Origin of the sequence: Bradyrhizobium sp. NAS96.2 (assembly GCF_001908235.1) — a bacterium.
In the GTDB taxonomy this organism is placed as follows: domain Bacteria; phylum Pseudomonadota; class Alphaproteobacteria; order Rhizobiales; family Xanthobacteraceae; genus Bradyrhizobium.
Genome location: NZ_LGHK01000123.1, coordinates 1 through 19,171 on the forward strand (window position 1 = coordinate 1; position 19,171 = coordinate 19,171).

Sequence of the window (19,171 nt, forward strand, 5' to 3'; positions counted from 1 at the left end):
ATAACCATTCGTGGTTATGGGTCCCTGCTTTCGCAGGGACGACGATGAGTTTGTTGCGCCGTTGGCGAATCAAACATCCGCGATCCCAAGATCTCACGCCGGCACGTTCGGATCCGGCGTCACCTTCGGATCGGGCTTGTTGACGAGATAGAGGCCTGCGATCACGAACAGCGCGGCGACGCCGAATACCGGGGTCAGCGTGTCGTGCATGATGAAATAGGCCGCGACGACGCCGAACAGCGGCGTGACGAAGGTGAAGGCCGACAGCTTGCTCGCCGAATAGGTCTTCACCATCGCAAACCAGATGACAAAGGTGCAGCCGACCACCCAGACCGCCTGATAGGCAAGCAGCGAGATCGACAGCGCGCTCGGCAGGTGCTCGATGCGCTCGCCGGCGATCCAGGCGGCGAGGCCGAGGATCGGGATCGAGATCGCGACCTGGTAGCCGAGCGCCTTTTCCGGCGCGGCGTTGCGCAACTGCGTGCCCTTGGCGACCAGCGTGGTCGCCGCCCACAGTGCGCCGCCGCCGACCACCATGAGGTCGCCGAGCAGCACCTTGGCGTCGACATTGGGCTGCGGCACGCCGATCGCGAGCGCGACGCCGGCAAAGCTCAGCGCCAGGCCGCTCCATTGCACGGTCGAGAGGCGCTCGCCGAGGAACTGGTGCGAGCCGAGCGCGACGAAGAACGGCGCGGTGTAGAGGAACACCGAGGCGCGCGAGGCCGAGGTGAAGACGAGACCAGTGAAGATCAGTACGAACTCGCAGCCGAACATCAGGCCGGCGATGATGCCGGGGACCAGCGTGCCGTCGCGTTCGAAGAATTTGACGCCGCGCAAATGGCCGACGATCAGCATCACCGGCAGCGCGCCCGAGGAGCGGATCAGCGCCTGCAGCATCGGCGGCACGTCGGGCAGCGCGAGCTTGACCGCCAGCTGGTTGAAGCCCCAGCTCACGCACAGCATCAGCATCAATGCGATGGCGCCGGGCGGCAGCCCGTGGCCGACGCTGACGGGCCTCGTGACGGTGGCGGAGATCGCTTGGGTCGACATGTTTCCTCGCGGGCCGGCTTGCTGCCGTGTTGTTGTTAGTCGGGCTGCGTCGTCCCTGCGAAAGCAGGGACCCATACGCCGCGGCCGGTGTCGTGGACGAGACTTGTCGTTCCAGCGTCGTATAACGATTGGGGGCGGTGGTTGGGTCCCTGCTTTCGCAGGGACGACACCGCGGTGAGGACTTTGGCCGCGCACAATCATTTCTGGCAATGCGCGCAGGTGCCGGCGATCTCGACGACCGAGAGTTTCGGGATGAAGCCCGAGGCCCGCGCTGCCGCGGTCAGGCTTTGCGCGACGGGGGCGGCCGGGATCTCGCCGACCGAGCCGCAATGGTCGCAGATCAAAAACGCCACCATCGAGGTCTCGTCATGGTCGTGCGCGCAGGCCAGGAAGGCGTTGCGGCTCTCGATGCGGTGGACGAGGCCGTTCTCCATCAGGAAGTCGAGCGCGCGGTAGACGGTAATCGGTGCCGGGCGCGGCATCGTCTTGGCCAGCTCGTCGATCACCTCATAGGCGCCGAGCGGCCGATGGCTCGACAGCAGTGCCTGCAGCACCTGACGCCGGATCGGGGTGAATTTCTGCCCGCGGCGCGCACAGACCTGCTCGGCATGCGCCATCGCGTCCGCGGCGCAGCGGCCGTGATCGTGGTCGGGGGCGGGAAAGGTCGGCTTGGCCAGGCTCATTGCCCGGATATGTAGCATTTTCGCGCCGGTTCCCATAGCCCGGCCCGAGCCAGTACCACGCCGCCATGCAGCCATGTGCGCAATGCGGAGCAGCCCTCCGTTAACCCGATGTGCAGAATTCATAAGCAAGCTTATTATATCCCAAGCTTATGGAGATGGCATTGATGCGCGGTTCCGTGGACGCGAACTTCATGTTTACGCTGGGCGAATTGTTCCGGCTGATCCGCGTCTATGCGGACAAGGAGGCCGCGCGCTACGGCATCACCCGCGCGCAATGGGCCGTCCTGTCCAAGGTGGAACGCCAGGAAGGGCTGAAGCAGACCGAGCTCGCCGAGTTGCTCGAGGTGCAGCCGATCACGCTGACGCGGCTGATCGACAAGCTCTGCGACAATGGCTGGATCGAGCGCCGCAGCGACGAGAACGACCGCCGCGTCAACCGCCTCTATCTGAAGAAGGCCGCGCGCCCGCTGCTCGGCAAGCTCGCCGGCCTGCGCTCCGAACTCACCGCGACCGCGCTCGAGGGCATCAGCCCCGCAGACGCGTATCGCCTGCTCACTCAATTGGAATCGATCAAGGAAAACGTTCGCAATGCCATCCAAAGCCCAGCCGGCGAGCCCTCCCGAAAGGAACAGCGCTATGGCTGAACCCGTCCTCAAACTGGCCCCCGAGCAGAAGAGCAATCCGGGCGTATCGGCGCCGGCCGGCAAGGCCAGCCGCGCGCCGCGCCGTCGCCTGATGGCTGGGCTGCGGCGCTATCGCCGCGTGCTGCTGCTCGTCGTGCTGCCGATCGTGGCTGTGATCGCCGGCGGCGTGTTCTATCTCAATGGCGGCCGCTATGTCGGCACCGATGACGCCTATGTCGGCGCGCAGAAGGTGCTGATCACGCCGGAAATCTCCGGCAAGATCGACAAGATCGTCGTCAGGGAAGGCCAGCACGTCAAGAAAGGCGACGAGCTGTTCGAGATCGACCCGGTGCCATTCCGCCTCGCGGTCGACCAGGCCAAGGCGGCGCTCGACCAGACCCGGACCACCTATGACAATCTGGTCGACAACATCAAGATCAACACCAGGATGCTGGAATTCGCCCAGCAGAGCATCGAGCTGAAGAAGCGCGACGTCGATCGCAAATCGACGCTCGCCAAGCAGAATTTCGGCTCGCAGCTCGATCTCGACAACGCCGCCAACGCGCAGGTGACCGCCGAGAGCCTGGCGCAATACATCAAGCAGCAGATCTCCAAGGACAAGACGCAGCTGCTCGGCGATGTCGAGCTGCCGATCGAGAAATTCCCGCCCTACGCCCAGGCCAAGGCGAAGCTCGACGACGCCCAGCGTAATCTCGATCACACCGTGCTCCGGGCGCCGATGGATGGCGTCGCGACCCAGGTCGACCAGATCCAGCTCGGCCGCTTCGTCAACGCGGGCGCGCCGGTGTTCTCGGTGATCGACGTCGACCATCCCTGGGTCGACGCCAATCCGAAGGAAAGCGACTTCACCTATGTCGCGGTCGGCCAGCCGGTAACGCTCGACGTCGACGCGTTCCCGAACCACGAATTCAAGGGCAAGGTCGGCTCGCTGTCGCCCGGCACCGGCGCGCAGTTCGCGATCCTGCCGCCGCAGAACGCCACCGGCAATTTCGTCAAGGTGGTGCAGCGCGTCCCGGTGCGGATCTACTTCGACGAGAACGATCCGTTCGTGAAGAAGCTGAAGGCCGGCATGAGCGTCTACGCGACGATCGACACCAACCATCGCCGCACGCTGGCCGGCCTGCTTGGGCTGGGCTCGGCCGCCGCGCACCCGGACCACGAGGACTGAGATGGAGCAGGATCGAAGCCCAGCGCACCACCTCTCCCCATGTGGGAGAGGTCGGATTGCATCGTCAGATGCGATCCGGGTGAGGGGTTACGCTCTCTCGTGGGACCTGATCCCCCTCACCCGCGCCTTCGGCGCGACCTCTCCCCGACGGGGAGAGGTGATTCCCGCTGCAATCAGCGAACAGGACTGAACTGAATGAATGCACCGTCACCATCAGCCGTGCCCGGCATGCGCCGGAACATGGTGACGATCTGCGCGATGACCGCGACGATCATGCAGGCGCTCGACACCACGATCGCCAACGTCGCGCTGCCCTATATGCAGGGCTCGCTGTCGGCCTCACAGGACCAGATCAACTGGGTGCTGACCTCCTACATCGTCGCGGCCGCGATCATGACCGCGCCGGTGGGCTGGATCGCCAACCGCTACGGCCGCAAGCGCATCTTCATCATCTGCTCGGCCGGCTTCACCATCGCCTCGGTGCTGTGCGGCCTCGCGCAGGACATCAACCAGATGGTGCTGTTCCGCTTGTTGCAGGGCGTGTTCGGCGCGGCGCTGGTGCCGCTGTCGCAGGCGGTGATGCTGGATTCCTACGCGCTGCATGAGCGCGCCAAGGCGATGTCGATCTGGGGCATGGGCGTGATGATGGGCCCGATCATGGGCCCGTCATTGGGCGCGTGGCTGACCGAGACCTATTCCTGGCACTGGGTGTTCTTCGTCAACCTGCCGTTCGGCGCGATCACCGTGCTCGGCCTCGCGGTGTTCATGGACGAGACCAAGCAGGACCTCAATCTGCGCTTCGACTGGTTCGGCTTCGGCGCGCTCGCGGTCGCGATCGGCTCGCTGCAGCTCGCGCTCGACCGCGGCGAGCAGCTCGGCTGGCTGGAATCCAACGAGATCATGGTCGAATTCATCGTCTCGGCGATCGGCTTCTATTATTTCTTCGCCCATTCGCTGACGACCAGCCGGCCGTTCATCCAGTTCGCGCTGTTCAAGGACAAGAACTTCCTCGGCGGCTGCGTGTTCATGACGGTGATGGGCCTCGTGCTGTATTCGACCATGGCGCTGTCCTCGCCCTACTTGCAGAACGTGGTCGGCTATCCGATCATCACCGCCGGCCTGCTGCTGGCGAGCCGCGGCTTCGGCACCTTCGTCGCGATGATGCTGGTCGGCCGCCTGATGCGCTACATCGAGGCGCGCACGCTGATCATCTCGGGCCTGGCCCTGACCGCGGCTTCGCTGTTCCAGATGACCGGCTGGACCGACATGACCCAGGCGAACGAGATCATCGTCGTCAGCGTGATCCAGGGCTTCGGCTTCGGCCTCGTGTTCGTGCCGCTGTCGACGGTGGCATTCCTGACGCTGCCCAATCATTTGCGCACCGACGGCACCTCGATGCTGACGCTGCTGCGCAACGTCGCGAGCTCGGTCGGCATCTCGATCGTGATCGCGCAGCTGACGGAAGGCGGACGGCGGATCTACGCAAAACTGTCGGAGCAGATCAATCCGTTCAACCACGCGCTGCAGATGCCCGACGTCGCCGGCATGATCAACCTCAACACCGATGCCGGCCGCGCGATGGCCGACAGGATGGTGGCCGCGCAGTCGCAGATCATCGCGTTCTCGCACGACTATCAGCTGGTGATGCTGTTCATCCTGGTCTCGATCCCGCTCGCGCTGATGATCGGCTCGACCAAGGCCGCACTGCGCGCGCAATCGGCGCCGTCGGATCATGCCGCGGTGATGGAGTAACGTCCTTACCCTCCCCTGGAGGGGGAGGGTCGTTGCGCATGCAGCGAAGCGGAATGCGCAGCGGGGTGGGGTGACAGTCTCTCCACGTCCAACAGTGCCCGTGTTGAGAGATCACCCCACCCCGGCACACATTTCGCTTCGCTCAATGTGAGCCGACCCTCCCCCTCCAGGGGAGGGTGAGACCGCTCTCACATTTCTTGACTGCAAACTCCAAGCGCACTCGACGAAAGCGCAAGACACTGCCCCCGCAATCGCGTTGACTTTCCGACATCGCCTCCCAATACTCCCCGAAAAATAAATGCCGTCACACAACTGACGGTTCCAGGGGAGGACGCGATGCCGACTTCACGCAGGACGCTGCTGAAGACTTCAGCGGCTGCCGCCGCTGCTTTCAGCTTCGATTGGACACGCGCGCAGGCGCAGGCCGAGACGGTCCGGATCGGTGTGATCTACGACCTCACCGGCCCGTTCGCCGCCGGCGGCTCGGTCGCCTCCTCGATCGGCACCCAGATCGCAATCGATCTCGTCAACGAGAAGGGCGGCATCAGTGGCAAATACAAGATCGCGCCGGTCAATGTCGATTCCCAGAGCAAGCCTGACGTGGCGATCAACGAGGCCAATCGCCTGATCGACCAGGAGAAGGTCGACATCCTCAACGGCGTGTTCGCGAGCTCGCACGCGGTGCCGCTCGCCGCCAAGGTCGAGCAGCAGAAGCGGATCCTCTGGATCACGACCGCGGTCTCGACCGCCGTGTTCAAGGACAAGAACCTGCAATATGTATTCCGCGCGCAGATCCATTCCGACCAATACGGCCAGGCCTTCGGCGGCTTCCTCGGCGAGCACGCCAAGGCCAGGCTCGGCATGGAGCCGAAGGACGTCAAGGTCGCGCTGATCCATGAGGACGGTCCCTACGGCGTCGGCGTCGCCGCCGCCGACGAGGTGTTCGCCAAGGAAGCCGGACTGCAGGTCGTGCTCAAGGAAGGCTATTCGGCCTCCGCGCCCGACCTTTCGGTGCTGGTGACCAAGCTGAAGCGCGCCAAGGCCGACATCATCTCGCATGCCGGCTACAACCCCGACATCACGCTGTTCCTGCGCCAGGCGCGCGAGAGCGGGCTGAAGTTCAAGATGCTGTTCGGCGCCGGCGCTGGCTACAGCCAGCTCGACAAGCTGCGCGCGACCTTCGGCGCCGACATCGACAATTTCTGCAACATCGATCCCGTTCCGGCGCAGCTGCTCGATCCCGCCAAGCTCGCGCCCGGGGTCGGCGATCTCACCAAGACCATGGTTGCGCGCTACCGCGAGAAGACCAGCGCCACCGAAGTGCCGCCGCACTGCTCGATGGGCTTCAACCAGACCTGGATCCTGCTCAACAATGTGCTGCCGGTCGCCAAGGAGAAATATGGCGGCTTCGATCCCGAGGCGATCCGCAAGGCGGCGCTCGATGTCGACATCCCGCCGGGCGGCACCATCCAGGGCTATGGCGTGAAATTCTATCCGCCGGGCACGCCGATGTCCGGCCAGAACGAGCGCTCGACGCCGGTGGTGATGCAGAACGCCGGCGAGCGCATCACCGTGGTGTGGCCGACGAACATTCGCACCCAGGATCCGGTGTTCCCACTGCCGAAGGGATCGGTGTACGGGGCGTAGAGGCCGGGGATCGCGACGCTGGTCGGGAACTATCCCCGTCATCCTGATGAGGTGCGAGCGGAGCGAGCCTCGAAGGATGCGCGGCCCTGCTGTTGGCCGTTCATCCTTCGAGGCTCGCCGAAGAGGCTCGCACCTCAGGATGACGGGTCTGGAACAGACGCGTCAACACAAGGTCGATTACGCTATAGCCTGTACGCCTGCCGATCACGGAGCGAGTTTTCTACAACGTCACCCGCCTGCCCTCATCCGCGGCCCAATAGCCGGCGTAGTTCACCTTCGTCGTCTCATACGCCAGCGCGAGATCGGCGAGCGGTTGCCGGCCGGTCGCGACGCATTCCATGAAGTCCTGGATCTCCTGCAGATAGCCGCGGGTCCATTCCTCCTCGAGGCAGACATATTGCCAGCCGGTTTTGCGGTCGACCTTCTCGGTGATGTAGACGCTCGCGAGCTTCTCCTCTGAGGTCTGGTAGCTGGTCAGATGCGTGTTCGGGGTGATGTTGGCGAACAGCGAGCCGCCGCTCGTATAGGTCTCGATCAGATTGCGCACGCCCCCCATGATCATGTCGCCGGAGAACACTGTCGCCTTGGTGCCGTCGGAGAAGGTCGCGGTCAGCGTGCCCCAATCCTCGACGTCGACCGGATCGGCCTTGATGTAGGCGCGCTCTTCCGGCTTGAGGGACGCAGTGACATTGCCGACGTCGCAGGTGACGCTCACGACATTGATGGTCTCGCCGCGTGCTTTCGCCTCGACCTGCTTGAGGTAGAGCACGGCTGACAAGGGATGGCAGCCCATCCGGATCAGCGAGCCGCCGCCGGTCATCGCCCATTGCGCGGCATGCGCCGCATGCGAGCCGGAATGGCTCTCCTCGCCTTTCATGAACAGGATCTTGTCGCGCGTCGCGCGGATGATCTCCGCGGTCTTGGTCACCGCCGGCGCATAGATCCAGTCCTCGGCATACATGAAGAGTTTTCCCGTTCGCGCAATCGCGGCGCGGGTCGCCTCCATCTCCTCCATCACGCGCTGGTACATCAGCGCTTTCGGCACAGACTTGCCGATCGGCGCCTTGTCGCCGGGCTGCCCGAAATAGCCGCTGAACGGCTTCTCGCAGATCACGTGCTTGCCGGCCTGCATCGCCTCGACGATCATCGCGGCGTGCAGGTTCGGCGGTGTGCAGATGTCGATGACGTCGAGCTCGCGGTCGGTGACCAGCTCGGCGAAGCTGCGATAGGCATTCGGGATCTGGTGCTTGCGCGCGAACTCCTTGACATGATCGCCGCGCGCCGCGACCGCCCTCACCTCGACATCGACGCCGTAGACGCGCCGGTAGGCGTACATATGCAGCTCCGACACGAAGCCGCAGCCGGCCAGACCGATCCTGATTTTTGTCATTATATGTCTCCGCCCTTCAGGCGGGCGGAGAGTAGCGTGCGGCCATCACGGCGTCGAACGCATTTGCCATGACGTCCGTCGAAGGCATCATGCTCGTGAACAATTCGAATGCGTCCGCTGCTGCGTAGATCGCGAGATCGCGCCCGGTCAGGACTTTGGCACGCTTGGCCTTGGCCGCCAACAACAACGGCGTCCAGAGCGGCGTGTAGACGGCGTCGGCGACCCACATCGACGGATGCAGCAGCGCGTCCGGCACCGGCGTGTCGCTGCTCGGCAGCATGCCTACCGGCGTTGCATTGACGACGCCAGTCGCACCATCGAGCGCTGCCTCGACGCTGGCGACGCCACGAGCCGCATGACGGCCGGCCAACTGACCGGCCAGCCGCGCGACCTTGGCGCCATCACTGTCGAAGATGCGCAGTTCGCCGAAGCCGAGGATGGCCAGCGCAAAGGCGATGGCCTTGCCGACGCCGCCGGCACCGATCAGCGCGATCGGGCCGCGCGGTACGGTGGCAAGCAGCGGTGCAATCGCGCGCACGAAACCTGATGCATCAGTGTTGTACCCGACCAGCCGCGCGCCGCGGGCGACGATGGTATTGACCGCGCCGATCGCGCGGGCATCCGGCGCGAGATCATCGAGCAGGTCGATCACCGCTTCCTTGTAGGGAAAGGTGACGTTGACGCCGGCAAAGCCGAGCCGCCTGATGCCGTCGAGCATCGCGCGCAGATCGTCGCGTCCGGCGCCCTTCACCTCGATGAGCTGATAGTGGCAACGGACGCCGAGCGCGGCGGCGGCCTGCTCGTGCATCGCAGGCGCCGCCGAAAGCGCGATCGGGTACCCGATCAGACCGGTCAGGAAACGGTCGCGCATTGTCCCTCAAATCGGCAGTGGTCGGCTCATGCGGTCGAGCCGAGCATAGCTGTCTTCCATGCCGTGCTCCATGCCGGTCGCGAGCATCGCCGCGCGCGTCTCGGCATCCGGCAGCGTCATCCGCATGGTCATTACGGTGCCGTCGCCGTCGGGCGCGAAGCGGGTCTCGACATGATTATCCGGCGTCGGATCCGGCAGATGCATGCGCTCGACATGCACGATGCGGCTGAACGGTTCGAGTTCGACGTACTCGCCGGTGAGGTGAAAGCCGCCGCCTTTGCCGTCAGTCCACTCGTAGCGGATCTTGCCGCCGGGCCTGAGCTCGCTGACGCAGACCGGCATGGTCCAGCCCTCAGGGCCGAGCAGCCACTTCTGCAACAGCTCCGGCTCGGTATGCGCGCGATACACCGCCTCGGGCGGCGCGACGAAGCGCCTGGTCACGACGATATAGCGGTCGCCTTCAGTCTTCAGCGTCAACTTACTCATAGGGCACCTTTCACTTCTCAGGCTTCATGGCGGCCAGCACTCCGTCCAGCCGGTCGTAATTGGTTTCCAGCGCGCGGCGCAGCATGCCGAGCCACTGATCGATCTCGGCAACCGCCGTCGGCGCCAGCCGGCACGGCCGCTTGGTGCCTTCGACGCGCCGCACGATCAGGCCCGCGCCCTCGAGCACCTTGAGATGGCGGGAGATCGCGGGCTGGGTCAGCTCGAACGGCTCGACCAGCTCCATGACGGTCGCTTCGCCCAACGCGAGACGCGCCAGAATCGCCCGGCGGGTCGGGTCAGCGAGCGCAGAGAAGGCGGCGTCGAGGTTGGCCATGTTTGATCTCATATCCTTTATATAAACTGCTTGTTATATAACTAGATGCGCATGGTCAAGCGAAATCCGCTGCAGCGAAGGCGCGCAGCGGATTTCGGTCGTCTCTTCAATGCTGGATTGGCGTGCCGCGCCGGCTAGACGTCGAAGAACACCGTCTCGTTGTCGCCCTGCAGATGGACGTCGAACGTGTAGGCGTTGCCGCCCATCTTCTTGGCGATCAGGGTCGCCCGGCGATCGGCCGGCACCAGCGCGAGCGTGGAGTCAGTCGCGTTGCCGGCTTCGTCGTCGAAGTAGATCCGGGTGTAGAGATGCAGCAGCATGCCGCGCGCGAACACCGCAAGCAGGATGTGCGGCGCCTGCGGCTTGCCGTCGGCGTCCGGCACCACACCGGGCTTGATGGTGTCGAATGAATAGCCGCCGCTCTTGTCGGTGCCGCAGCGGCCGAAGCCCTTGAAGGACGAGTTCGGCAATGCGCGCTTGTCCTGCGGATCGGAGAAGCGACCCTGGCTGTCGGCCTGCCAGATCTCCAGCATGCAGTCCGGAATCACGGCGCCGTCGCCGTCATAGACCTTGCCCTCGACGCGGATCCGCTCGCCGGATGTATCCGGCGTCAGCAGATTGTTGGTGAAGGCGTCGTTCCACTCATATTCGCCGTTCGGCGTCAGGCCGTATTTGAAGTAGGGGCCGACGGTCTGCGAGGGCGTCAGTCCATCAGGATGTGACACGTTACTTGGTCTCCATCGGCGTGGCGTTGCGCCCGCGCAGCACGATATCGAAGCGATAGCACAGCGCCCATTCCGGCTTGGTATTCTCCAAGTCGAACGACGAGATCATCCGCGCCCGCGCCTTCTCGTCGGTCACCGAGTTGAAGATCGGATCGAACGGGAACAAGGGATCGCCGGGGAAGTACATCTGCGTCACCAGACGCGAGATGAAGGAGTGCCCGAACACCGAGAAGTGGATGTGGGCGGGCCGCCAGGCATTGTGGTGGTTGCCCCACGGATAGGCGCCGGGCTTGATGGTGACGAACTTGTAGTAGCCGCTCGCATCAGATTGCGTGCGGCCGGCGCCGGTGAAGTTCGGATCGAGCGGCGCCGGATGCTGGTCGACGACATGGATGTAGCGGCCGCAGGCATTGGCCTGCCAGATTTCGACCAGCGTGTTGGGCACACCGCGGCCGTCCTCGTCGCGCACATGACCATGCACGATGATGCGCTCGCCGAGCGGCTCGCCCTTGGCCTGGATGGTGAGATCGTTGTCGTGCGCGCGCACGGTCTCATGACCATAGACCGGCCCGGTCAGCTCCGAGAGCGTGTGCCGCATCGGGATTAGCGGCCTCGAGGGCGAACGCTTCACGGTGGAGCGATAGTCCGGCGACAGCCGCGCCGGATGGGCCGCAAGCGATTGCAGCGGATACAACAAGGTCATGGCGAATTCCTCCGCGGCCCACGCGCCCGGTGAGCTCACATCAGATCATTATAGTGCATAACCAAATTGGGGAAGGGCTGTTTTCAACCCTTCCAAGCCATTGGATTAATTAAGCTTTTCGATCGCGACCGCGACACCCTGGCCGACGCCGACGCACATAGTTGCCAAGGCAAGCTTCCCGCCCCGCTTCTCCATGCCGTGCACGGCGGTCAGCACCAGCCGCGCGCCGCTCATGCCGAGCGGATGGCCGAGCGCGATCGCGCCGCCATGCGGATTGACGAAATCCGCGTCTTCCTTGACGCCGAGCTGGCGTAGGCAGGCGATGCCTTGCGAGGCGAAGGCTTCGTTGAGCTCGATCAGGTCGAAGTCCGACACCTTGATGCCGAGCCGTTCGACCAGCTTCTTGGTCGCCGGCACCGGGCCGATGCCCATGATGCGCGGCGGCACCGCGGCCGAGGCAAGGCCGAGGATTTTCGCACGCGGCGTCAGGCCGTGCTTCTTCACCGCGGCTTCGGAAGCCAGGATCATCGCGGCGGCGCCGTCATTGACACCCGACGCGTTGCCCGCGGTCACCGTGCCCGGATTGCGCACGATCGGCTTCAGTTTTGCCAATCCTTCGAGCGTGGTTTCAGGGCGCGGGTGTTCGTCCTTGTCGACGGTGATGGGGCCGGCCTTGCCGCCGGGCACCTGGATCGGGACGATCTCCTCGGCGAAATAGCCCGACGCGATCGCCGCGCCCGCGCGCTGCTGCGAGCGGATCGCCATCGCATCCTGATCAGCGCGCGACACCTGGAATTCCTCGGCGACGTTCTCGCCGGTCTCCGGCATCGCATCGACGCCGTACTGCGCCTTCATCAGCGGATTGATGAAGCGCCAGCCGATCGTGGTGTCGTAGATCTCGGACGAGCGCGAGAAGGCTTCCGAAGCCTTGCCCATCACGAACGGCGCCCGCGTCATCGATTCGACGCCGCCCGCGATCGCGAAATCGATCTCGCCGGCGCGGATGGCGCGGCCCGCGGCGCCGACCGCGTCGAGGCCCGAGGCGCACAGCCGGTTCAGGGTCTGGCCGGGAACCGACTCCGGCATGCCGGCGAGCAGAAGCGCCATGCGCGCGACGTTGCGGTTGTCTTCGCCGGCCTGGTTGGCGCAGCCGAAATAGACCTCGTCGACCTCGTTCCAGTTGAGCGTCGAGTGCTTGGCCATCAGCGCCTTGATCGGGGCCGCCGCGAGATCGTCGGCGCGCACCTTGGCAAGCGAACCGCCGAAACGGCCGATCGGGGTCCGGACGGCATCGCAAATGAACACATCACGCATTGAATCTCTCCCTGAATGCCGCGACTTAGGCGCTGGATCGGCTGGAACTTGAGATGGGTTTTAGGAGCGTGCCCGCGGCAGGTCAATTGATGCGGCTGCGCGCCCTGCACGCGTTACCGTGAGGGCTGTCATAAAGGCACCGTGGACAGGGTGGAAAACCCTGGCCTCTCGGATATGACCGCGCCGCGAAATTCTGTAGTTTCCGCCTCCTCATGACGATCCAACAGCCCATCCCCGTTCCGCCCGAATCCGCTCCTGCCGCCGAGGCGCCGTCGCGCGTCACGCCGATGATGGAACAGTATCTGGAGATCAAGGCCGCCCATCCCGGCCTGCTGCTGTTCTACCGGATGGGCGATTTCTACGAGCTGTTCTTCGAGGATGCCGAGATCGCCTCGAAGACGCTCGGCATCGTGCTGACCAAGCGCGGCAAGCATCAGGGCATGGACATCCCGATGTGCGGCGTGCCGGTCGAGCGCTCCGAGGATTATCTGCATCGCCTGATCGGCGCCGGGCATCGCGTCGCGGTGTGCGAGCAGACCGAGAATCCCGCCGAGGCAAAGGCGCGCGGCAACAAGAGCGTGGTTCGCCGCGGCGTGGTGCGGCTGGTGACGCCGGGCACACTGACCGAAGACACGCTGCTCGACGCCCGCACCAACAATTATTTGATCGCGATCGCGCGCGCCCGCGGCTCGGCCGGCGCGGATCGTCTTGGCCTTGCCTGGATCGACATCTCGACCTCCGAATTCATGGTGACGGAATGCGCGACCGCGGAGCTCGCCGCGACCTTGGCGCGCATCAACCCGAACGAGGCGATCGTCACCGACGCACTCTACAGCGACCACGAGCTGGCGCCGACCCTGCGCGAGCTGCCGTCGGTGACGCCGCTGACCCGCGACGTGTTCGACAGCGCCACCGCGGAGCGGCGGCTGTGCGACTATTTCGCGGTCGCGACCATGGACGGTCTCTCGGCGATGTCGCGGCTGGAGGCGACCGCCGCGGCTGCCGCCGTCACCTATATCGACCGCACCCAGGTCGGCAAACGTCCACCGCTGTCGCCGCCGGCACGCGAGGCCGCCGGCACCACGATGGCGATCGATCCGGCGACCCGCGCCAACCTCGAACTGACGCGGACGCTGGCCGGCGAGCGCCGCGGCTCGCTGCTCGATGCGATCGATTGCACCGTGACCGCGGCCGGCTCGCGGCTGCTGGCGCAGCGCCTTGCCGCGCCGCTGACCGACGTTGCCGTGATCGCGCGGCGGCTCGATGCCGTCACAGCCTTCGTTGCAGACTCTGCGGCACGCGAGGACGTCAGGACCGTGCTGCGCGCGGCGCCCGACATGTCGCGCGCGCTGGCGCGGCTCTCGGTCGGCCGTGGCGGGCCGCGCGATCTCGCCAGCCTGCGCGACGGCATCCTGGCCGCCGACCAGGCGTTGGAGCTGCTGGCGCAGCTTGCCGATCCGCCGGCCGAGGTTTCGACCGTGATGGCGGCGTTGCGGCGCCCTTCGCGCGATCTGGCGCAGGAATTCTCCCGCGCACTGTCAGAGCAACTGCCGCTGATCAAGCGCGACGGCGGCTTCGTCCGCGAGGGCTATGAGGCCGCGCTCGACGAGAGCCGCAATTTGCGCGATGCCTCGCGCCTCGTCGTCGCCGCGATGCAGGCGCGCTATGCCGAGGACACCGGCATCAAGACGCTGAAGATCCGGCACAACAACGTGCTCGGCTATTTCGTCGAGGTCACCGCGCAGCACGGCGACAAGCTGTTCGCGCCGCCGCTGAACGCGACCTTCATCCATCGCCAGACGCTGGCGGGACAGGTCCGCTTCACCACCTCGGAGCTCGGCGAGACCGAGGCCAAGATCGCCAATGCCGGCGAGCGCGCGCTCAATCTCGAGCTCGAGATCTTCGAGCGGCTGAGCGCGATGGCGCTAGCCGCGAGCGACGATCTGCGCAACGCCGCGCATGCCTTTGCGATGCTCGACGTCGCGACCTCACTGGCGAAGCTTGCGATCGACGACAATTACGTGCGGCCCGATGTCGACTTCTCGCTCGGCTTTGCGATAGAAGGCGGACGGCATCCCGTGGTCGAGCAGGCGTTGAAGCGCGACGGCCAGCCGTTCATCGCCAATGCCTGCGATCTCTCCCCGGCGCCCGCACAGAAATCCGGCCAGCTCTGGCTGATCACCGGTCCGAACATGGCCGGTAAGTCGACGTTCCTGCGCCAGAATGCGCTGATCGCGCTGCTGGCGCAGATCGGCTCCTACGTGCCGGCGTCGCGGGCGCGGCTCGGCATCGTCGACCGGCTGTTCTCGCGCGTCGGCGCCGCCGATGATCTGGCGCGCGGCCGCTCGACCTTCATGGTCGAGATGGTCGAGACCGCGGTGATCCTCAATCAGGCGAGCGAGCGGTCGCTGGTCATCCTCGACGAGATCGGCCGCGGCACCGCGACCTTCGACGGCCTGTCGATCGCCTGGGCCGCGATCGAGCATCTGCACGAGAGCAACCGCTGTCGCACGCTCTTTGCCACCCACTATCATGAGCTCACGGCGCTCTCGGCCAAGCTGCCGCGGATGTTCAACGCCACGGTGCGGGTCAAGGAATGGCAGGGCGATGTCGTGTTCCTGCACGAGGTGCTGCCCGGCTCGGCCGACCGCTCCTACGGCATCCAGGTCGCCAAGCTGGCCGGCCTGCCGCCCGCCGTGATCACGCGCGCCAAATCGGTGCTGGCAAAACTGGAAGCGCAAGACCGCGGCCAGGCCGCCCGCGCACTCGCCGACGACCTGCCGCTGTTCGCCGTCCCCTCCCGCGCCGCCGCCGAGGACAAGCCGCCGAGCGAGGCGGAGTTGCTGGTGGAAGCGGTGAAGGCCCTGCACCCCGACGAGATGTCGCCGCGCGAGGCGCTGGATGCGCTCTATGCGCTGCGAGCGAAGCTGCCGAAGCAGTAGCCGCGTAGCCCGGATGCAGCGAAGCGAAATCCGGGAACGCCCTCACGAATTGCACGGCCGCCCCGGATTGCGCTGCGCTCCATCCGGGCTACGCACTCATCGTGCGGTCGCTCCCACCGTCATTGCGAGCGAAGCGAAGCAATCCATCGCTCCACATATGCGGGACGATGGATTGCTTCGTCGCTGCGCTCCTCACAATGACGAACGTCAGGCCTTCGCGCTCTTCCTCCGCCCGATCTGCCACAGCGCCAGATTCCAGATGATGCAGGTGGCGAGCGCGCAGCAGAGACCGATCGCCGAGCCGAATTGCAGCACCGCGACATGCAGCACCGCGATGCCGAGGCCGAAGCCGAGCAGGCCCCAGGCGCTGTTGGCGAGCACGGCGGCCGTGGCGGGGCCGCCGATCCGCGGATGCAGGATCAGCATCATCGAGGAGAACACGATCGGAAACAGCGCGATCACGCCGGTGACGCGCGGCCCGACCCAGGTCGACGCGGTGACCACGGTGCCGACCAGGCTCGCGACCAGCGCGGCGCGCAACGGAATGTCATACCAGCGCCGCGCGATCAGCGGCATCTTGGCGACGTGGCGGTACGGCTTGAGCAGCGGAATGCAGATCGCGAACGCAATGGCGTTGAGGATCAGCCCGCCGGCCAGCGTCCAGGCGAACTGGCGGATGATGGTGCCGAGCACGAGCCACAGCGCGATCGCACTTCCCGCGCTGATCCACATGCTGAAGCGCTGCGCCAGCACGGCGTAGGTGAGCCCCATGAAGATCGTCGCCGCGTTGACCGGCAGGCTCGACAGCGCGCCCTCGGCGATGAAGGCCGCGTCATGGTCGAGCGCGAGGAAGGTGTAGGACGGCCCGGCCGAGATCGGCAGGGTTGCGATCAGCGCGCCGATCACCGGCCCCGACCGCTCCGTGATGATCGACGCTGAGACCACGAACGCGGCCGCAACCGCCATGCGCAGCACGAGTAGCAGGATGAAGTGGAGCTCGGGGGACATTTTTCCGTCGTCCCGGGCAAGCGTAGCGCGACCCGGGACCCATAACCACGACCGCTAGTGGGGAACGAAAGCCGTCGAACAGCAGAATTTCAACGATGGGACACGGCGTATGGGTCCCGGCTTTCGCCGGGACGACACCGGTTAAACAGCTTAAACCCGCTGCATCGTCACCGTCACCTTCGGGCCGTTCTTGATGGTCTGATAGACCACGCAGTAACGCTCGGTGAGTTTCAGCAACAGATCGAGCTTGTCCTGCGGCGCGTCGGTGCCGATCTCAAAGCGCAGGCGGATTTCGCGGAAGCCGACCGGGGTCTCCTTGTCGACGCCGAGCGTGCCGCGGAAATCGAGATCGCCCTCGGCGAACACGTTGCCGACCTTCAGCGGCACCTCGACAGCGGTGGCGACCGATTTCAGCGTGACGCCGGCGCAGGCGACCAGCGCCTCCAGCAGCATGTCGCCGGAGCAGAGCTCGAGCCCGGAGCCGCCGGTCGCGGGATGCAGGCCGGCGACCGCAAGCGCGCGGCCGGTCTCGACCTTGCAGGACAGGCTTTCGCTGTCGATCGTGCCCTTGGCCTTCAACGTAATCACGGCGGCCTGCGGGTCGGTCTTGTAGCGCTCCTTGATCGGAGCCTGCATTGCGCGGAGTTCGGCGGAGTCCATGGGTCTGCTCCCGGCTGTTCTTAAAGCGCGATGAGATGAGCCTGAAACGTCATCGCGCTTTAGATTCTTGTTTTCGCATGATCTTTTCGGAAAACCGCTTCACACTTTTCCGGATCATGCTCTCGTTCCGGTGTAAGGCCTTAAGCCGCCGATGTCACCACCACATCGCCTCGCCGGCGCTGGATTTGTCCGTGACGTCACGCACCGAGCGATCCAGCGAGCGATCGAGCGCGGTCAGCACGCGGCGCTTGAAGGTATCGAACAGTTCCGATTTGCGATCACGCGGCCGCGCCAGGTTGATGGTGATCTCTTCGAACAGCCGGCCCGGCCGCGGCCGCATCACCAGCACACGGTCGGCCAGCACCACGGCCTCGTCGACGTCATGGGTGACCAGGATCAGTGTCGGCCTTGTATCGGCCCAGAGATCGAGCAGATGGTCCTGCAAATCGCGCCGCGTGAAGGCATCGAGTGCCGAGAACGGCTCGTCGAGCAGCAGCACTTCGGGCTGCGGCACCAGCGCGCGGGCGATCGCGACCCGCTGCGCCTGCCCGCCGGAGAGCTCGCGCGGCCAGGCTGCGGCCTTATCAGTGAGGCCGACGCGGGCCAGCGCGGATGCGACCCGTTCGCGCCTGACTTCAGCCGAAAGATCAGCGAGGCCGAAACCGATATTGTCGGCGACGCTGAGCCAGGGCAGCAGCCGCGGCTCCTGGAAGATGATGCCGATCTTGGCGTGCGGCGAGGTGATGACAGCATTGTCGAGCGAGACCGAGCCCGTGCTGGCGCGATCGAGCCCGGCGATGGCGCGCAGCAAGGTCGACTTGCCGCAACCGGAGCCGCCGATGATGGCGATGATCTCGCCGGGCGAAATCTCCGCCGAGAAGCGTTCCAGCGCGTGGACGCCGTTCGGATAGGTCTTGCCGACGTCTTTGAGTGCGAGCATCAGGCCCCTCCCCGTGCGCCGAACGCATCCTGCCAGCGCAGCAGCGGCGCGACGGCAACCTCGATCAGCCAGTCGGTCAGCTTGCCGAGGATCGCGAAGATCACGATCGCGGCGAGGATCTGCGCCGGCTTGCCGAGCTGCTGGCCGTCGAGCAGCAGATAGCCGAGGCCTTCGGAGGCGCCGATCAGTTCGGCCGCGACCACGAACATCCACCCCAGGCCCAGCCCGACCCGCAGCGCCACCACATAGGCCGGCAGCACCGCCGGCAACAGGATGCGGCGGATCATGGCCGGGCCGGACAGGCGGAACACGCGGCCGACCTCGACGATCTTGCGATCGACCGACAGGATCGCGCCCATCACGCCGAGATAGATCGGAAAGAACACGCCGACCGCGATCAGCGCGACCTTCGAGGTTTCGAAGATGCCGAGCCAGAGCACGAACAGCGGCACCCAGGCGAGCGAGGGGATCGCGCGCAAGGCCTGCACCGTCGGATCAAGCAGCCGCTTGGCGAAATCCCAATAGCCGGAGATCGCCCCCATGATGGTGCCGGCGATGACGCCGAGCGCAAAGCCCGCACCGACGCGCCACAGCGTCGCCAGGACATGCCGCGACAGCTCGCCGCTTCTGGCGAGCTCGACGATGGTCTGGAACACCTTTGACGGCGGCGGCACCAGGCGGCCGTTTGAGTAGCCGAGATAAACCACCAGTTCCCAGCCCAGTGCCAGCACGACCGGCACCAGAAGCCCGAGCGCCGGCCGCGCCAAGCGCGACCACCGCGCCGGCGCCGCACGCGGCGCGGCCGTCTGTTCCAGCGCGGGCAGGTCAACGGTCATCGCCATAGCAAGAACTAT

At 65.5% G+C, this 19,171-nt stretch carries 18 protein-coding genes; 5 read left to right on the forward strand and 13 right to left on the reverse strand.

Annotated elements, in window-relative coordinates; genetic code table 11:
- Nucleotides 1-93: 93 nt before the first annotated feature.
- Both AC628_RS25305 and AC628_RS25310 read right to left on the reverse strand, forming a co-directional pair.
- A complete protein-coding gene (locus AC628_RS25305) occupies nt 94-1,050 on the reverse strand; it encodes a DMT family transporter (RefSeq protein WP_074129510.1) in 957 nt (318 codons plus the stop codon).
- A 197-nt stretch (nt 1,051-1,247) separates the two neighbouring features.
- Nucleotides 1,248-1,733, reverse strand: a complete 486-nt coding sequence (locus AC628_RS25310; RefSeq protein WP_028338147.1) for a Fur family transcriptional regulator — start codon at nt 1,731-1,733, stop codon at nt 1,248-1,250.
- Nucleotides 1,734-1,894: 161 nt separating this feature from the next.
- On the opposite strand from AC628_RS25310, the gene AC628_RS25315 reads away from it, so the two are divergent.
- The 4 genes from AC628_RS25315 (at nt 1,895) to AC628_RS25330 (ending at nt 6,944) form a co-directional block, all read left to right on the forward strand.
- Nucleotides 1,895-2,377, forward strand: a complete 483-nt coding sequence (locus tag AC628_RS25315) for a MarR family winged helix-turn-helix transcriptional regulator (RefSeq protein WP_074129529.1) — start codon at nt 1,895-1,897, stop codon at nt 2,375-2,377.
- Complete coding sequence (locus AC628_RS25320; protein ID WP_074129511.1) at nt 2,370-3,545, forward strand: HlyD family secretion protein; 1,176 nt, start codon at nt 2,370-2,372, stop codon at nt 3,543-3,545. The genes AC628_RS25315 and AC628_RS25320 overlap by 8 nt, the downstream gene beginning before the upstream one ends.
- A 195-nt stretch (nt 3,546-3,740) precedes the next feature.
- Nucleotides 3,741-5,297 carry an MDR family MFS transporter gene (locus AC628_RS25325; RefSeq protein WP_074129512.1) on the forward strand — a complete coding sequence of 519 codons (1,557 nt, stop codon included), beginning with the start codon at nt 3,741-3,743 and terminating at the stop codon, nt 5,295-5,297.
- 336 nt (nt 5,298-5,633) lie between these two features.
- Nucleotides 5,634-6,944, forward strand: coding sequence for an ABC transporter substrate-binding protein (locus AC628_RS25330; RefSeq protein WP_074129513.1), 1,311 nt, complete (start codon nt 5,634-5,636; stop codon nt 6,942-6,944).
- Nucleotides 6,945-7,164: 220 nt separating this feature from the next.
- Here the strand turns inward: AC628_RS25330 and AC628_RS25335 are convergent, their stop codons facing one another.
- The 7 genes from AC628_RS25335 to pcaF all read right to left on the reverse strand — a co-directional run bounded on the left by AC628_RS25335 (nt 7,165) and on the right by pcaF (nt 12,767).
- Nucleotides 7,165-8,334, reverse strand: a complete 1,170-nt coding sequence (locus tag AC628_RS25335) for a Gfo/Idh/MocA family protein (protein ID WP_074129514.1) — start codon at nt 8,332-8,334, stop codon at nt 7,165-7,167.
- Nucleotides 8,335-8,350: 16 nt separating this feature from the next.
- Nucleotides 8,351-9,205, reverse strand: a complete 855-nt coding sequence (locus AC628_RS25340; protein ID WP_074129515.1) for a shikimate dehydrogenase — start codon at nt 9,203-9,205, stop codon at nt 8,351-8,353.
- Nucleotides 9,206-9,211: 6 nt separating this feature from the next.
- Complete coding sequence (locus tag AC628_RS25345; protein WP_074129516.1) at nt 9,212-9,691, reverse strand: SRPBCC domain-containing protein; 480 nt, start codon at nt 9,689-9,691, stop codon at nt 9,212-9,214.
- A 10-nt stretch (nt 9,692-9,701) separates the two neighbouring features.
- Nucleotides 9,702-10,025, reverse strand: coding sequence for an ArsR/SmtB family transcription factor (locus tag AC628_RS25350; RefSeq protein ID WP_050631929.1), 324 nt, complete (start codon nt 10,023-10,025; stop codon nt 9,702-9,704).
- 134 nt (nt 10,026-10,159) lie between these two features.
- Nucleotides 10,160-10,750 carry a protocatechuate 3,4-dioxygenase subunit alpha gene (gene pcaG, locus AC628_RS25355; protein WP_074129517.1) on the reverse strand — a complete coding sequence of 197 codons (591 nt, stop codon included), beginning with the start codon at nt 10,748-10,750 and terminating at the stop codon, nt 10,160-10,162.
- A gap of 1 nt (nt 10,751) precedes the next feature.
- On the reverse strand, nt 10,752-11,453 hold the full coding sequence (pcaH, locus tag AC628_RS25360; RefSeq protein WP_074129531.1) for a protocatechuate 3,4-dioxygenase subunit beta: 702 nt from the start codon (nt 11,451-11,453) through the stop codon (nt 10,752-10,754).
- Nucleotides 11,454-11,558: 105 nt separating this feature from the next.
- Nucleotides 11,559-12,767 (reverse strand): 3-oxoadipyl-CoA thiolase, encoded by a 1,209-nt coding sequence (pcaF, locus tag AC628_RS25365; protein ID WP_074129518.1) that lies wholly within the window; start codon nt 12,765-12,767, stop codon nt 11,559-11,561.
- 212 nt (nt 12,768-12,979) lie between these two features.
- Here pcaF and mutS point away from each other — a divergent pair, with 212 nt between their 5' ends.
- A complete protein-coding gene (mutS, locus tag AC628_RS25370) occupies nt 12,980-15,709 on the forward strand; it encodes a DNA mismatch repair protein MutS (RefSeq protein ID WP_074129519.1) in 2,730 nt (909 codons plus the stop codon).
- 207 nt (nt 15,710-15,916) lie between these two features.
- Here mutS and AC628_RS25375 read toward each other — a convergent pair whose 3' ends face one another.
- From AC628_RS25375 to AC628_RS25390, 4 genes are all read right to left on the reverse strand, one after another.
- Nucleotides 15,917-16,717: a hypothetical protein gene (locus AC628_RS25375; protein ID WP_074129520.1), complete on the reverse strand. Its 801-nt coding sequence runs from the start codon at nt 16,715-16,717 to the stop codon at nt 15,917-15,919.
- A 150-nt stretch (nt 16,718-16,867) separates the two neighbouring features.
- Nucleotides 16,868-17,377 carry an OsmC family protein gene (locus tag AC628_RS25380; protein ID WP_074129521.1) on the reverse strand — a complete coding sequence of 170 codons (510 nt, stop codon included), beginning with the start codon at nt 17,375-17,377 and terminating at the stop codon, nt 16,868-16,870.
- 154 nt (nt 17,378-17,531) lie between these two features.
- Nucleotides 17,532-18,317 carry an ABC transporter ATP-binding protein gene (locus tag AC628_RS25385; RefSeq protein WP_074129522.1) on the reverse strand — a complete coding sequence of 262 codons (786 nt, stop codon included), beginning with the start codon at nt 18,315-18,317 and terminating at the stop codon, nt 17,532-17,534.
- Nucleotides 18,317-19,153, reverse strand: a complete 837-nt coding sequence (locus AC628_RS25390; protein WP_074129533.1) for an ABC transporter permease — start codon at nt 19,151-19,153, stop codon at nt 18,317-18,319. The genes AC628_RS25385 and AC628_RS25390 overlap by 1 nt, the downstream gene beginning before the upstream one ends.
- Nucleotides 19,154-19,171 lie beyond the last annotated feature (18 nt).

Bases quoted from the DNA above. Each gene is read 5' to 3' on its own strand.
- AC628_RS25305 (WP_074129510.1), bottom strand. From the start codon at position 1,050: ATGTCGACCCAAGCGATCTCCGCCACCGTCACGAGGCCCGTCAGCGTC.
- AC628_RS25310 (WP_028338147.1), bottom strand. From the start codon at position 1,733: ATGAGCCTGGCCAAGCCGACCTTTCCCGCCCCCGACCACGATCACGGC.
- AC628_RS25320 (WP_074129511.1), top strand. From the start codon at position 2,370: ATGGCTGAACCCGTCCTCAAACTGGCCCCCGAGCAGAAGAGCAATCCG.
- AC628_RS25325 (WP_074129512.1), top strand. From the start codon at position 3,741: ATGAATGCACCGTCACCATCAGCCGTGCCCGGCATGCGCCGGAACATG.
- AC628_RS25330 (WP_074129513.1), top strand. From the start codon at position 5,634: ATGCCGACTTCACGCAGGACGCTGCTGAAGACTTCAGCGGCTGCCGCC.
- AC628_RS25335 (WP_074129514.1), bottom strand. From the start codon at position 8,334: ATGACAAAAATCAGGATCGGTCTGGCCGGCTGCGGCTTCGTGTCGGAG.
- AC628_RS25340 (WP_074129515.1), bottom strand. From the start codon at position 9,205: ATGCGCGACCGTTTCCTGACCGGTCTGATCGGGTACCCGATCGCGCTT.
- AC628_RS25345 (WP_074129516.1), bottom strand. From the start codon at position 9,691: ATGAGTAAGTTGACGCTGAAGACTGAAGGCGACCGCTATATCGTCGTG.
- AC628_RS25350 (WP_050631929.1), bottom strand. From the start codon at position 10,025: ATGGCCAACCTCGACGCCGCCTTCTCTGCGCTCGCTGACCCGACCCGC.
- pcaH (WP_074129531.1), bottom strand. From the start codon at position 11,453: ATGACCTTGTTGTATCCGCTGCAATCGCTTGCGGCCCATCCGGCGCGG.
- pcaF (WP_074129518.1), bottom strand. From the start codon at position 12,767: ATGCGTGATGTGTTCATTTGCGATGCCGTCCGGACCCCGATCGGCCGT.
- mutS (WP_074129519.1), top strand. From the start codon at position 12,980: ATGACGATCCAACAGCCCATCCCCGTTCCGCCCGAATCCGCTCCTGCC.
- AC628_RS25375 (WP_074129520.1), bottom strand. From the start codon at position 16,717: ATGTCCCCCGAGCTCCACTTCATCCTGCTACTCGTGCTGCGCATGGCG.
- AC628_RS25380 (WP_074129521.1), bottom strand. From the start codon at position 17,377: ATGGACTCCGCCGAACTCCGCGCAATGCAGGCTCCGATCAAGGAGCGC.
- AC628_RS25385 (WP_074129522.1), bottom strand. From the start codon at position 18,317: ATGCTCGCACTCAAAGACGTCGGCAAGACCTATCCGAACGGCGTCCAC.
- AC628_RS25390 (WP_074129533.1), bottom strand. From the start codon at position 19,153: ATGACCGTTGACCTGCCCGCGCTGGAACAGACGGCCGCGCCGCGTGCG.